The sequence below is a fragment of the Patulibacter brassicae genome (assembly GCF_033949425.1).
Taxonomy (GTDB): Bacteria; Actinomycetota; Thermoleophilia; order Solirubrobacterales; family Solirubrobacteraceae; genus Patulibacter; species Patulibacter brassicae.
Map to the genome: position 1 here is coordinate 139,164 of NZ_JAXAVX010000004.1, position 13,789 is coordinate 152,952.

At 73.3% G+C, this 13,789-nt stretch carries 10 protein-coding genes; 7 read left to right on the forward strand and 3 right to left on the reverse strand.

The annotated features are described in order from the left end of the window. The first annotated feature begins 129 nt into the window (after positions 1-129). The 6 genes from SK069_RS10165 (at position 130) to SK069_RS10190 (ending at position 6,235) form a co-directional block, all read left to right on the forward strand. Positions 130-1,284, forward strand: coding sequence for an ABC transporter ATP-binding protein (locus tag SK069_RS10165; protein ID WP_319954110.1), 1,155 nt, complete (start codon positions 130-132; stop codon positions 1,282-1,284). Further along, positions 1,277-2,494 carry a polyamine ABC transporter substrate-binding protein gene (locus SK069_RS10170; protein WP_319954111.1) on the forward strand — a complete coding sequence of 406 codons (1,218 nt, stop codon included), beginning with the start codon at positions 1,277-1,279 and terminating at the stop codon, positions 2,492-2,494. Before SK069_RS10165 ends, SK069_RS10170 begins: the two co-directional genes overlap by 8 nt. 1 nt (position 2,495) lies before the next feature. Continuing rightward, positions 2,496-3,353: an ABC transporter permease gene (locus SK069_RS10175; RefSeq protein ID WP_319954112.1), complete on the forward strand. Its 858-nt coding sequence runs from the start codon at positions 2,496-2,498 to the stop codon at positions 3,351-3,353. Position 3,354: 1 nt separating this feature from the next. Beyond that, a complete protein-coding gene (locus tag SK069_RS10180) occupies positions 3,355-4,224 on the forward strand; it encodes an ABC transporter permease (RefSeq protein WP_319954113.1) in 870 nt (289 codons plus the stop codon). A 257-nt stretch (positions 4,225-4,481) separates the two neighbouring features. Further along, positions 4,482-5,384, forward strand: coding sequence for a Type 1 glutamine amidotransferase-like domain-containing protein (locus SK069_RS10185; RefSeq protein WP_319954114.1), 903 nt, complete (start codon positions 4,482-4,484; stop codon positions 5,382-5,384). Then, a complete protein-coding gene (locus tag SK069_RS10190) occupies positions 5,381-6,235 on the forward strand; it encodes a Type 1 glutamine amidotransferase-like domain-containing protein (protein WP_319954115.1) in 855 nt (284 codons plus the stop codon). Before SK069_RS10185 ends, SK069_RS10190 begins: the two co-directional genes overlap by 4 nt. Before the next feature lie 383 nt (positions 6,236-6,618). Here SK069_RS10190 and SK069_RS10195 read toward each other — a convergent pair whose 3' ends face one another. Continuing rightward, positions 6,619-7,359 (reverse strand): hypothetical protein, encoded by a 741-nt coding sequence (locus tag SK069_RS10195; protein WP_319954116.1) that lies wholly within the window; start codon positions 7,357-7,359, stop codon positions 6,619-6,621. A gap of 584 nt (positions 7,360-7,943) precedes the next feature. Next, on the reverse strand, positions 7,944-8,363 hold the full coding sequence (locus SK069_RS10200; protein ID WP_319954117.1) for a secondary thiamine-phosphate synthase enzyme YjbQ: 420 nt from the start codon (positions 8,361-8,363) through the stop codon (positions 7,944-7,946). Positions 8,364-8,601: 238 nt separating this feature from the next. Here SK069_RS10200 and SK069_RS10205 point away from each other — a divergent pair, with 238 nt between their 5' ends. Next, a complete protein-coding gene (locus SK069_RS10205; RefSeq protein WP_319954118.1) occupies positions 8,602-9,117 on the forward strand; it encodes a GNAT family N-acetyltransferase in 516 nt (171 codons plus the stop codon). Between the two features lie 312 nt (positions 9,118-9,429). Here SK069_RS10205 and SK069_RS10210 read toward each other — a convergent pair whose 3' ends face one another. Beyond that, positions 9,430-13,758: a multifunctional oxoglutarate decarboxylase/oxoglutarate dehydrogenase thiamine pyrophosphate-binding subunit/dihydrolipoyllysine-residue succinyltransferase subunit gene (locus SK069_RS10210; RefSeq protein WP_319954119.1), complete on the reverse strand. Its 4,329-nt coding sequence runs from the start codon at positions 13,756-13,758 to the stop codon at positions 9,430-9,432. Positions 13,759-13,789: the final 31 nt, after the last annotated feature.

Here is a 13,789-nt window from a genome sequence, read left to right on the forward strand (position 1 = left end):
GACCGGCCGCCCCGGCGACCGGCGCGGTCCGGATGTTGTCCGACGGGCCGCATGCGCCGGCGGCGCCGCGGGGCATCCTCGGGCGACCTTGCGCAGCGCTCGCTCAGTCCCCAGCGTCGAGAGGACCCCATGACCGGAACGGCTCCCGCGGCGACCGCCGCGCCGCCCGTCAGCGACGACGCCGGGTCGATCCGGCTGGAGCGCATCACGAAGCGCTACGGCGACCAGGTGGTCATCGACGACCTGTCGCTCGAGCTCGAGTCGGGGACGTTCTACGCGCTGCTCGGACCGTCCGGCTGCGGCAAGACCACGACCCTGCGGATGATCGGCGGGTTCGAGACGCCGACCGTCGGTCGGGTGTTCTTCGGCGGCAACGACGTGACGGGCCTGCCGCCGAACAAGCGGCCGGTGAACACCGTCTTCCAGTCCTATGCGCTCTTCCCGCACCTGACGATCGCGAAGAACGTCGCCTTCGGGCTCGAGCGCAAGAAGGTCGACAAGCGCGAGGTCCAGCGCCGCGTCGGTGAGGTCCTCGAGCAGGTGCAGCTCTCGCACCTCGCCGCCCGCAAGCCGAGCCAGCTCTCCGGAGGCCAGCAGCAGCGGGCGGCGCTCGCGCGCGCCCTCGTCAACCGCCCGCGCGCGCTCCTCCTCGACGAGCCGCTCGGCGCGCTGGACCTGCGCCTGCGCCGCCAGCTGCAGGTCGAGCTCAAGCGGATCCAGCAGGAGGTGGGGATCACGTTCGTCCACGTCACCCACGATCAGGAGGAGGCCATGAGCATGGCCGACACGATCGCGGTGATGAACAAGGGGCGGATCGAGCAGCAGGGGTCGGCCGAGGATCTCTACGAGCGTCCCGAGACGTCCTTCGTGGCGAACTTCCTCGGCACGTCGAACCTCCTCGACGTCACCCTCGGGGAGCGGGACGGCCAGCACACGCGCGTCACGACGCGCGGCGGCAGCGGGCTGCGGGCGCTGACGCACCGGATCGGCGACCTCGCGTCCGGACCGGTCCGCGTGGGCGTCCGACCCGAGAAGGTCCGGCTGCGACCGGCGGGGACGACGCCCGAGCCGGGCGAGAACGCGCTGTCGGGCACCGTCGCGGTCAGCCAGTTCCTCGGCGTGTCGCTGCACTACACCGTCACCACCGACGGAGGGCAGGACCTGACGGTCCTGGTGCCGAACGTCGAGGGCCGCGCCCAGGGCTCCTTCGGCGCCGGCGAGCCCGTCGTCCTGCTCTGGGACGAGGACCAGACCTTCGTCGTGGAGGGCGAGCCCGGTGCGTGAGGACCGCGCCCGGCTGGAGCGGGCGCTCGAGCGCTCGTTCCTCGAGGAGCGCCACTCCCGGCGGCGCTTCCTCGGCCGCGGTGCGGCGGCGGCGTTCCTCGCGTCCGGCATGGCCGGCGCGCTCTCGGCCTGCGGCATCTCCGGAACGGCGACGATCTCGCCGGAGGAGCTGGCGCGCGAGGCGGCGGCGGTCGACCATCCGAAGGAGCGGATCGGTCGCTGGACCTTCGCCAACTGGCCGCTCTACATGGACGCGTCGGTGATCAAGGACTTCGATCGGCGCTACGGCGGCAGCTGCCGCTACGTCGAGGAGATCAACGACAACAACGAGTTCTTCGGCAAGGTCCGCCGGCAGCTCGAGGCGGGTCGCCCGATCGGGCGCGACATCGTGGTGCTGACCGACTACATGGCGGCGAAGTGGGTCCGCGCCGGGTACGCGTCGCCGATCGACAAGAAGAACGTCCCGAACGAGAAGCACCTCGTCGCGAACCTGCGATCGATCCCCTACGACGAGGACCGCTCCTACACCCTGCCGTACCAGTCCGGGGCCGTCGGGCTCGGCTACAACATCAAGGAGACCGGCCGGGAGCTGCGCAGCCTCAGGGAGTTCTTCAACCCGGAGTGGAAGGGCCGGGTGACGATGCTGACCGAGGCCTACGACTCGGCCGGCGCCGTCCTGCTCATGCAGGGCAAGAACCCGACGCAGGCGAAGCTCGACGACCTGCTCGACGCGATCGACGCGATCGGCGAGCAGCGCGACAAGGGCCAGTTCCGCAAGTTCACCGGCAACGACTACACGACCGACCTCGCGAAGGGGAACGTCGCGATCTCGCTCGTCTACTCCGGCGACATGGTCCAGCTGCAGAGCGACAACCCGGACGTGCGCTTCGTCTACGCGGAGGAGGGGTCGATGCTCTTCACCGACAACCTCATGGAGCCGGCGAAGGTCGAGCATCCGTACGCGGCCGAGACGATGATGAACTTCCTCTACGAGCCCGAGGTCGCGGCGCGGCTCTGCGCGTACATCAACTACCTCAGCCCCGTCGACGGGATCCGCTCGATCCTCGAGAAGAGCGATCCCGAGATCGCCGAGAACGAGCTGATCTTCCCGCCGGACGACGTCCGCGAGAAGCTCTACTCGTACCCGTCGCTGACCGTCGCCGAGGAGCAGGCGATGTACGAGCGCATGGCCGAGGTCACGGGGGCCTGAGATGACCTGGCGCCAGCGACTCCTGCCCTGGTGGCTCGCCGGTCCCGCGCTGGCCTGGCTGCTGCTGTTCTTCGCGATCCCGCTGATCAACCAGCTGTCGGTCTCGCTCATGACCGGCAACTCGGAGGTCGGCTACGACCTGACGTGGTCGTTCTCGGTCTACGGCGACGCGATCTCCACCTACGGCGACCAGTTCGTGCGCTCGGTGCTCTACGCCGGCGCCGCGACGATCATCGACCTCGTCATCGCCTTCCCGCTGGCGTACTTCATCGCCTACAAGGCCGGCCGCTGGCGGCCGTTCTGGCTGCTCATGGTCGTCATGCCGTTCTTCGTGTCGCAGGTCATGCGCACGGCGTCCTGGAAGCTCATGATCAACGACTCGGGCCCGCTCGTGGACGCGCTGCGCGGCATCGGGGTCCTCGGCGCCGACGGCCGGCTCGACGCCACCGCGGGCGCGGTGATCCTCGGCATCTCCTACAACTTCCTGCCGTTCATGGTGCTGCCGCTCTACGCGGCCCTCGAGCGCATCGACCGGCGCCTGATCGAGGCGGCGACCGACCTCCACGCCAGCCGGCTGACGGCGTTCCGCAAGGTGACGCTGCCGCTCGCGCTGCCGGGCGTGTTCGCCGGCTCGCTGCTCGTCTTCATCCCCGCGACGGGCGACTTCATCAACGCCGCGATCCTCGGCAGCCCGAACAACCTCATGATCGGCAACGTCGTGCAATCGAAGTTCCTCACGGTGCTCGACTATCCGACCGCGGCCGCGCTCTCGTTCCTGCTCATGGGCGCGATCCTCATCCTCATCGCGATCTTCGGGCGCGTGCTCGGGACGAGGACCCTGACCGAGGCGGCGAGCTGACGTGGCGACCGCGACGAGCACCGTGACCTCGGCCGCCGACCCCGGACCGCCGGCGAAGGGCCCGCGCGAGCCCGGGGCGGCGCGCGCGTGGGCGCTCGGCCTCTGGTCGACCCTCGCGGTCCTCTTCCTGCTGGCGCCGATCGCGTTCATGGTCGTCTTCGGCTTCAACGACAACCAGGGGCGCTTCAACGTCGACTGGCAGGGCTTCACGCTGAAGCACTGGGGCGACGCCTTCGACAACGGCGACCTCACGAACGCGCTGAAGAACTCGCTGACGATCGCCGTCCTCTCGACGATCGGCGCCACGACGCTCGGGACGTTCCTCGCGCTCGCCCTCGGGCGGTACCGGTTCCGGGGCAAGACGGCCACCGAGCTGTTCGTCTTCCTGCCGATGGCGACCCCCGAGGTCGTGATGGGCGCGTCGCTGCTGGCGATGTTCCTCGTGATCGGGATCAACACCGGCTACGGCACGATCCTCATCGCGCACATCATGTTCTCGATCTCGTACGTCGTCGTGACCGTGCGGTCGCGGCTACAGGGGATGGACCCGCACATCGAGGAGGCCTCGCGCGATCTCGGCGCGGGGGAGGTCACGACGTTCCTGCGCGTGACGCTGCCGATGATCCTGCCGGGCGTCCTGTCGGCCGCGGTGCTCGCCTTCGCGCTGTCGATCGACGACTACGCGGTGACGAGCTTCAACAACGGCCAGACGACGACGCTGCCGCTCTACATCTTCGGCGCCGCGCGCCAGGGCGTGCCGCCGACGGTGAACGTCCTCTCGACGATCCTGCTGCTCACCGTCCTGCTGCTCATGCTCGTGAACGTCCTGCTCCAGCGGCGCCTGGCCAAGCGGGACCGCGGCAGCGCCTGAGCCCCGTCGGCGTCGACGGTCGACCCGCGGGCGCCGGGCCCGCGGGTCCTCGTGGTCGCGGCGGCCCAGGACGGGGGTGGCGTCCCGCGGCGCACGCGCGCGTCGGCGCGGAGGAATCCCGCCAGGTGCAGGGGCGTCGGGTGGCCGATCGCCGGATCAAGGAGCGCGCAACGATCGCCCTGGGGGCGAACGACAGCGACGCGATCTTGCTCCAACCGGAGGCCACGCGCCCCTCGAGCGGCCGCCATGCTCGGCGTGTGACCGATCGACCCCCACGCATCGTCGCCCTCGGCGGGGGCGGGTTCTCCATGGAGCCCCGGAACCCCCTGATGGATGACTTCGTGCTGGAGCTCAGCGGCGCGGAGCAGCCGAGGATCTGCTTCCTGCCGACCGCCTCCGGCGACGCCGACCACTACGTCGTGCGCTTCTACCGCCGCTTCGGCGCCGGGCGCGCCGACCCGTCCCACGTCTCGCTCTTCCGGCGCGACCGCAGCGCCGGCGCGGTCGAGGGCAACCTCGAGGAACACCTCCTGTCCCAGGACGTCATCTACGTCGGCGGCGGCTCGCTGCTGAGCCTCCTGGGCACGTGGCGCGCCCACGGGCTGGACCGGACGCTGCGCCGGGCCTGGGAGCGCGGGGTGCTGCTCTGCGGCCTCTCCGCCGGCTCGCTCTGCTGGTTCGCCGACGCGGTGACCGCGTTCCACGGCCCGAGCGAGCGCGTCCGCGGGCTCGGCCTGCTGCCGCACAGCAACTGCGTGCACTACGACGGCGAGCCCGAGCGGCGCGCGGCGTTCCGCGAGCTGGTCGCCGGGGGGCTGCGCCCGGGGTACGGCGTCGAGGACGGCGCGGCCCTCGTGTTCGAGGGCACCGAGCTGCAGGAGGTCGTCACGTCCCGGCGCGACGCCACCGCCTACGCGGTCCGGGTCGGCGAGGACGGCGCGGCGCACGAGCACCGGCTGACCGCGCGGTACCTCGGAGCCGACGATCCCGCGACGGCCGCGCCGCCGGCGGAGGGGCTCGCGGTCGCCGGATCGGCGGCCGCCGCCGCTCCGGCGCTCGCGCTCGCGGAGGACGCCGACGGCGGCGACGCCGGCGTGCGCGGGACGGTCGGCCACCCGCTGGCCGGGGACGCCGGGGTCGAATCGGCAGTGGCCGCGTGAGCGGCGCTCCCGTCTTCTGCATGGGCGGCGGCGGCTTCACGATGGAGCCGGGCCGCACCGCGCTGGACGCGTACATCCTGGCGCTCGCGCCCGTGCACCGCCCCCGGGTGCTGTTCCTGCCGACGGCCAGCGGGGATCCGAAGGAGCAGGTCGAGCGGTTCTCGCGGCTCTTCGGGACGCTGCCCTGTCGCCCGCGCGTGCTGTCGCTCTTCCACCTCGACGAGCTCGAGGAGACGCTCGAGGCGCTGATCCTCGGGCAGGACGTCGTGTACGTCGGCGGCGGCTCGATGCGCAACCTCCTCGCGCTCTGGCGCGCGCACGGCGTGGCCGATCTCCTGCTCGAGGCGCATCGCCGCGGGACCGTCCTCGCGGGGCTCTCGGCCGGCGCGATGTGCTGGTTCCAGGGCGGCGTGTCGTCGTCGACCGGCTCGCCGGAGCCGATCGACGGCCTCGGCCTGCTCGAGGGCTCGTTCAGCGTCCACGCCCGGCAGGTCCCCGAGCGGGGCGAGGTCCAGCGCGCAGCGATCGCCGCCGGGCGCCTGCCCGACGGCTGGAACGCCGACGACTACTGCGGGCTGCTGTTCGTCGACGGACGGCTCGAGGAGGCCGTCGCCTCGCGCCCCGACGCCGGCGCGCGACGGGTCGAGCGCCTGGCCGACGGCACGGTTCGCGAGACGGAGCTGCCGGTGCGGCGGCTCGAGCCGGTCACGATCGACCTCGTCGAGGACGTCGCGGAGCGCCGCACGGGCGAGGCGCTGGCGCCGACCGACGTCCGCGACGAGCTCCGCGCGGTGCGGCGGATGCGCGACCGCGCGACCCGCCGCCGGATGCGCACCCGCGGCGTGGGCTGAGCGCGGGGGACGCGCCCGCGACGCGGGACGCGCCCGCGGGATGGGCTGCGCGCGGGGACGGCCGCCGGGACACACCGGCGACGCGGGCTGGCCGCGGGACGCGCCAGCGGCGTGGCTGCGCAGAGACGGTCGCCGGGACGCGCCCGCGGGGTGGGCTGCGCGGGGGACGGTCGCCGGGGCACGCCCGCGACACGGGCTGCGCGGGGGACGGTCGCCGGGACGCGCCCGGCGCGGTGGCGGCCCTGATCGTGCGTCCCCTCACCCGATGGGCACCCGCGGTCATCGGTCGGGCGAGCTGCCGCGGGTGCGGCGCGGAGCACGAGCACGGGGCCCCGGTCGGGGCCCCGTGGTCAGGACATCGGGCGGTCGTGCGGCGCGCCGGGCTACTTGCCGATGCGCTTGCGCGCCTTGCGGACGAGATCGACCGCGTTGGCGATCTGGTTGCGGACGAGGTCCGCGTCGACCTTCGGCAGGGCCGGGCCCCGCGACTTGCGGCCCCCGCTCTTGGGGGCCTGCGTCTTGGGCGCCTCGGCCTTCGGCGCGGCAGCCTTCGGAGCCTCGGCCTTCGGAGCGTCGGTCTTCGGCGCCGCGGTGGTCGGGGCCTCGACCTTCGCGGCCTCGGTTGCGGCGGCCTTCGGAGCGGGGGCGGCCTTCGCGGCGGCCGGCTTCTTCGCGGCGGGCTTCTTCGCCGCCGGCTTCTTCGCGGCGGCCGCCTTCGACGCGGTGGCCTTCGTCGCCGTCGACGCGGCGGCGGTGGACTTCGCGGCAGCCGGCTTCTTCGCGGCGGGCTTCTTCGCCGCCGGCTTCTTCGCGGCGGCGGTCTTCGCGGCGGCGGCCGGCTTCTTCGCCGCCGGCTTCTTGGCCGGGGTCTTCGCCGGCGCGGCGGCAGCGGCGGGCGCGCCGGGCGCGGCGGCCTCGAGCCAGCCGTCGGCGAGGGTGACGGTCGGCTTGGCGGCGGTGCCGCCGACGGTCACCGGCACGGAGGCGCCCTCGAGGGAGGCGCGCTGGTTCTCGGGGACCGCGACGCGCTTGGCGACCTCGCGGCCGTCCTCCAGCCGCAGGCGCACCTGGGCGGCGGTCACGCGGACCACGGTGGCGGTCGTCGTCGATGCAGAAGGAGCCATGGCGACCGGGATGCTACGCGGTACCCACGGCGCGCGCGTTCGCGACCCGGGGTCGGAACCCCGTGCTGGCGCCCGATCTCAGCGCTCGGCGCCCGCCCGCGGGGCGGGTCCGACGCCGGCGGCGCCCCCGGACGGCGGACTGCGGGTGCCCGCCGCGGGGACGCGCGGCCCCGTGCCGACCCGGTCCGACCGTGCAGCGTCTTCCCGCGGCGCTCGCGGGAGGACGCGGTCGACCTCCACGCGCCCGCGGCCGCGCAGCGGATTCCCGCGGGGGCGAGGGCGCATGCTCCGCAGGTCGATTCCGGGGTGGCGGGCCGGGAAGGTCCTCGGCGTGGGACCCCGGTCGAGGCGGGGGAGGTTCGGGTCGCGGCGCATGAGGTTCGTCCTCGGCGTCGCCCTCCCGGGCGACGGGGAGGACGTTCGCGCGACGACGGGCGGGACGTCCGCGGTCCTAGAGCACCGGACCCGGCCCGACGTCCGGGCCGCGCGGCTCCTCGGCGAGGAGGGGTCGGCACGACGCGCGGGACGGACGTCCTCCGCGGTCCGAGAGCACCGGACCCGGCCCGACGTCCGGGGCCGCGCGGCTACTCGCCGTGGAGCGTGAGCACGAGGTGGCGGGAACCCCCGTGGTCGCGGTGCTCGCAGAGCGTGATGCCCTGCCAGGTGCCGAGCGCGAGGGCGCCGTCGCGCACCGGGATGGTGAGCTCGGGGCCGAGCAGCGAGGACTTCACGTGGGCGGGCATGTCGTCCGGCCCCTCGAGGGTGTGGGTCCAGGGCCCGTCCTCGGGGACGTGATCGTCGAACCAGCGCCGGAGATCGACGCGGACGTCGGGGCTCGCGTTCTCGTTCAGGGTCAGCGCCGCGGAGGTGTGGCGGCAGAACACGTGCAGGAGCCCGACCTCGAGGCCACGGAGCTCCGGCAGCGCGTCGAGCACCTCCTCCGTGACGAGGTGGAAGCCCCGGGGCCGCGGCCGCAGGGCGATCTCGCGCTGGATCCACGCCATCGTCCGATGCTCGCACGCGCCACCGTCGGCCGCGTCCGGTCACCCATGCAGCCCGAACGTCGAACCCGCCGGAACGCCATCCCGGTCGGTTCGTCGGATCGCATCTCGGTGCCCGGCCGGACGCGACCGCCCCGCCGCCAAGCCGCCAAGCCCGACGAGGCCCCCCGGCCCGAACAGGCCGCCCGGCCACCAGGCCCGACGAGGCCGTGCCGCCGCGTTGCGCCTAGGGTCCCCGGACGTGCCGCCCGCCGACGAGCCCTCCGCCTCCCCGACGGACGTCGTGGTCCGTCCCGCGACCGAGGCGGACCACGCCGCGATGCGCATCGTGCTCGAGCGGGCGATCGCCATCACCGGGACGGCGCGGTACACGCCCGCTCAGGTGCGCGCGTGGGTCGGGACCGGAGGCGCGGACGCGGGGTGGTCGTCCCGCCTCGCCGCGCTCGCCGCCTGGGTGGCCGAGGACGGCGCCGCCCTCGCGGGATTCGTGGGACTCGACGCGGAGGGGCACGTCGACCTCCTCTTCGTCGACCCCGATCACGGTCGCCGCGGCGTCGCCCGCGCGCTGCTCGACGTTGCGGTCGCGCGCGCCCGCGACGACGGCCACGCCCGCGTGACCACCGACGCGAGCCTCGTCGCGGAGCCCGTCTTCGCCCGGCAGGGGTTCGTCGCGGTCCGCCGGCAGCGGGTGACGCGCGGGGACGAGGTGCTGGAGAACGTCCGGATGGCGCTGACGCTGGCGCCGCCGCCCGCCTGAGCAGCCGCCGCCCTGTCGCGCGGCCGTCGCCGGGCGCCGGTCCGTCGATCATGGGCCGCCGACCCGCCGACCCGCCGATGCGCCGACCCGTCGACCGGCCGACCGGCGACCTGCCGACCCCTCGACCCGCCGACCCGCCGATGCGCCGACCCGTTGTCCGCCGACCCGTCGACCGGCCGACCGGCGGCCTGCCGACCCCTCGACCCGCCCGACCGCCCCGTCGCCCACGCCGACGATCGGTGCCGGAACGACCGACGCCCGGCACGGGGCCGGGCGTCGGGAGCAGCGGGAGCCGGACGCGCCGGCTCGGCCTCAGCGGTTGCCGGGCGAGCGCTTCGGGAACTGCGAGACCGGCACGGAGACGTCGAGCGCCGTCTTCACGATCCGGTTCTGCTCGATCGTGTGCGCGGCCGGGTAGCCCTCGCCCGGGCTCGCGCGCTCCGGGCGGCCGACGTAGCCGAGCGCCAGGTGGTCGGGGAGGATCTGCTGCAGGCGCGGCGACATGTAGGCGCGGGCGCCCATGTTGCGGGGCTCCTCCTGGACCCAGACGACCTCGCGGAGGTTCGGGTACGCGTTGATGAGGTCGCGGAGGTGCTCCTCCGGGAACGGGTACAGCAGCTCGACGCGGCCGATCGCGACCTGCGGATTGTCCTCGCGCAGCTCGTGCCCCTTCAGGTCGTAGAAGACCTTGCCGGTGCAGAGGATCAGGCGGGTGACCGCGGCGGGGTCGACGCCGGGCTCGCCGAGCACCGGGAAGAACTTCGTCTCCGACAGGTGCTCGATCCGGTTGCGCGCCTGCGGCAGGCGCAGGAGCGACTTCGGCGTCATGACGATCAGCGGGCGCGCCTTCTCGATCAGCGCCTGGCGGCGAAGCAGGTGGAAGTACTGCGCCGGCGTCGTGAGGTTCGCGACGCGGATGTTGCCCTCGGCGGCGAGCTGCAGGAACCGCTCGACGCGGCCGGAGGAGTGCTCCGGGCCGGCGCCCTCGTAGCCGTGCGGCAGGAGCATCGTCAGCCGCGAGGTCTGGCCCCACTTCGCCAGGCCGGAGACGATGAACTGGTCGACGATGACCTGCGCGCCGTTGACGAAGTCGCCGAACTGCGCCTCCCAGAGGACGAGCGCCTCCGGCGCCTCCTGCGAGTAGCCGTACTCGAAGCCGAGGCACGCGACCTCGGAGAGCGGCGAGTTGTAGAGCTCCATCGGCGCCTGTGCGGCGTCGAGGTGCTGGATCGGCGTGAACGTCGACCCGTCCTTGCTGTCGTGCAGGACGAGGTGGCGCTGCGAGAACGTGCCGCGCTCGGCGTCCTGGCCCGTCAGGCGGACGGGGATGCCTTCCGTGACCAGCGACGCGTAGGCGAGCGCCTCGGCGTGCGCCCACTCGATGCCGCCGGCCTCGCCGAGCGCGTCGCGGCGCTTCTCGAGCTGGCGGGCGAGCTTCGCGTTGACGGTGAACGTCTCCGGCGTGCGCAGCAGCTGCTCGTTGAGCTCCCGCAGGTCGTCGGCGGCGACCTTCGTCACCGGCTCCTCGGACCGGGAGCGGTCCATGAGGTACGTCCCGGTGGCGGAGGTGTCGATCGACCCGCCGGCCTCCTGCCACTCCTTGACCTTGCGCTTGACCTCGCCGTGGAGCTCCACGAGGTGGTCGTTGAACGCCTTGCGCGCCGCGTCGGCCTCGGCCTGCGGGAGCACGCCCTCCTCGTCCAGCCGCTTGGCGTAGAGCTCGGAGACGCGCGGGTGGCCCTTGATCGTCTCGGCCATCAGCGGCTGCGTGTACGCCGGCTCGTCGGACTCGTTGTGCCCGTAGCGGCGGTAGCCGATGAGGTCGATCAGGACGTCGTGGCCGAACTTCTGGCGGAAGGCGAACGCGAGCCGGGCGGCGGTGATGCACGCCTCGACGTCGTCGGCGTTGACGTGGATGATCGGGACGTCGAAGCCCTTCGCGAGGTCCGAGGACCACTGCGTCGAGCGGCTGTCGGACGGCTCGGTGGTGAAGCCGACCTGGTTGTTGAGGATCAGGTGGACGGTGCCGCCGACCTTGTAGCCCTCGAGCGCCTGGAGGTTCAGCGTCTCGGCCACGACGCCCTGGCCCGGGAAGGCCGCGTCGCCGTGGAGGATGATCGGCAGCGCGACGTCCTCGTCGCGCGGGCCCGACGGCTGGCCGCGGTCGGTCTGCGCGGCGCGCGCGGCGCCGGCGACGACCGGGTTGACGAACTCGAGGTGCGACGGGTTGCTCTCGAGCACGACGCCGACCGACTTGCCGTCGGGCAGGTCGTAGCGGCCCGAGGCGCCGTGGTGGTACTTCACGTCGCCGGTGCCGCCCTGCAGCTCCTGCGTGACGGTCTTCGCGGCGGCGATCACCGAGCCGCCCTCGAACTCGGTGAAGAGCGCGTCGTACGGCCGCCCGAGGTTGTGGGCCAGGACGTTCAGCCGGCCGCGGTGAGCCATGCCGATGACGACCTCCTGCGCGCCGGCGCGGCTGCCGGCGAGCTGGATCAGCTCGTCGATGACCGGGACGGTGACGTCGAGGCCCTCGATCGAGAAGCGCTTCTGGCCGAGGTAGGCCTTCTGCATGAAGCGCTCGAACTGGTCGACCTGGATCAGCCGGTTCAGGAGCTGCTTCTTGCTCTCCGGGGAGAGCGGCTTGCGGTACTCGCCGGACTCGATCGCCTCGCGCAGCCAGACGCGCTGCTCGTTGTCGGTGATGTGCTCGACCTCGTAGGCCACCGTGCCCGAGTACGTGTCGCGCAGCGCGGGGAGGACGTCGGCGAGCGTCTCGCCCTCGACGAACGTGCGCAGGATCTTCGCCGGGACCTGGCCCAGCAGCTCCTTCGTGAGGCCGAGCTTCTCGGTGTCGATGCCGATCCGCCGGGCGACCTCGATCGGGTCGCCGTCGTCCTCCGGGTTCAGCGGGTCGAGCTTCGCGACGAGGTGCCCGTGGCTGCGGATCGCGCGGACGAGCGACGTCGCGGCCTGGACCGCCTGCAGCAGCTCGAGCGACGGGGCGGAGCGGGTGGGATCGAGTCCCGCGGTGGTCGCCGCGGCGCCCGCGCCGGCGCCGAAGGCCGAGAGCTTCGGCTGCGGCTTCTCGATCGCCGGGCCGAGGTCCGCGCCGAGGTCCGCGAAGGCCTGCTCGTAGAACTCGTGCTCGCCCTGGAGGAACTCCTCGACGACCTTCAGGAACTCGCCGGACTGGGCGCCCTGGATGATCCGGTGGTCGTACGTCGAGGTCATCGTCATGACCTTCTCGGCCCCGATGAGCTCGCCGACCTCGCCGAGGCCGACCGGGTAGGCGATCGAGCCGGTGGCCACGATCGTGCCGTTGCCGGTCATAAGCCGCGGCACGGATGCGACGGTCCCGATGCCGCCCGGGTTCGTCAGCTGGACGTTCGCGCCCTGCAGGTCCTCGGGCGTGAGCTTGTTGTCGCGCGCGCGGGCGATCAGGTCGTTGAACGCGTCGAGGAAGCCGTCGAACCCGAGCCGGCCGGCGTCCTTGATCACCGGGACCATGAGCGTGCGCTTGCCGCGGCGCTCGACGTCGACGGCGATGCCGAGGTTCACCTGGCCGTGGTCGACGAGGACGGCGTTGCCCTCGTCGTCGCGCTCGAAGGTGTGGGCCATGACCGGCATGACCTCGGTCGCCGCGCGGGCGATCGCGTAGCCGATGAGGTGCGTGAAGGAGACCTTCTTGCCGGCGCCCTTCAGCTGCTTGCGGCGGCCGTCGAGCGTCGTGATCGTGATCGTGCGGAACGACGTCGCCGTCGGCGTGGAGAGCGACTCCTCCATCCCGCTGGCCAGCGCGTTGGCGCCGCCGCGCAGCGTCGTGCGGCTGGCCTGGCGAGCCGAGCGGCCGCCGTTGGCCTTCGCGCCGAGGACGTCGTCCTTGAGGATCCGGCCGCGCGGGCCCGAGCCGGTGACGTTCGCGAGGTCGACGCCCTCGGCGGACGCGACGCGCGCCGCGACGGGGGACGCCGACACGCCCGCGGGGACGGCGCCGTTGCCGTTGCCGTTCGCGGACGCGGCGGGCGCCTCCTCCGCGGCCGGCGGGGCGGCGGAGCCGTTCGACGCGCCGCCGGACGGGGCACCGGCACGCACGCGGCCGATGACGTCGAGCGGGTGGATCGTGTCGCCGTCGGCGAAGAGCTGCTCCTCGAGCACGCCCGCCGTCGGCGCCGGGAGCTCCATGTCGACCTTGTCGGTCGAGATGACGACGAGGTCCTGGCCCTCCTCGACGGCATCGCCGGGCTGCACGAGCCACTCCAGGAGCGTCGCCTCGGTCACGGACTCGCCGCCGGACGGCGCGATGACGTCGACGAGCTCGCCCGCGCCCGCGTCGGCGGCGCCGTCGTCCGAGGAGGCGGCGGGCGCGTCGTCGCCGCCGGAGGAGGCGTCGCCGCTCGGGTCGATCTCGCCGACCACGGACCCGGACTGGACCGTGTCGCCCTCTTGGGCGTGAACGGCCGACAGGATGCCGGACGCGGGCGCCGGGATCTCGGCGTCGACCTTGTCCGTGGAGATGACGACGAGGTCCTCGCCCTCCTCCACGGAGTCGCCCGGCTGCTTCAGCCACTCGAGGACCGTGCCCTCGGCGACCGACTCGCCCATCTGCGGGAGGGTGACCGGGACCGTCGTGCCTGTTGCCATGAGAGTTCGAACCTAGCACTCCGTTCGCGCG

Coding starts and splice junctions, on each gene's coding strand:
- SK069_RS10200 (WP_319954117.1), bottom strand. CDS start 8,363: ATGGCGTGGATCCAGCGCGAGATCGCCCTGCGGCCGCGGCCCCGGGGC.
- SK069_RS10165 (WP_319954110.1), top strand. CDS start 130: ATGACCGGAACGGCTCCCGCGGCGACCGCCGCGCCGCCCGTCAGCGAC.
- SK069_RS10195 (WP_319954116.1), bottom strand. CDS start 7,359: ATGGCTCCTTCTGCATCGACGACGACCGCCACCGTGGTCCGCGTGACC.
- SK069_RS10210 (WP_319954119.1), bottom strand. CDS start 13,758: ATGGCAACAGGCACGACGGTCCCGGTCACCCTCCCGCAGATGGGCGAG.
- SK069_RS10175 (WP_319954112.1), top strand. CDS start 2,496: ATGACCTGGCGCCAGCGACTCCTGCCCTGGTGGCTCGCCGGTCCCGCG.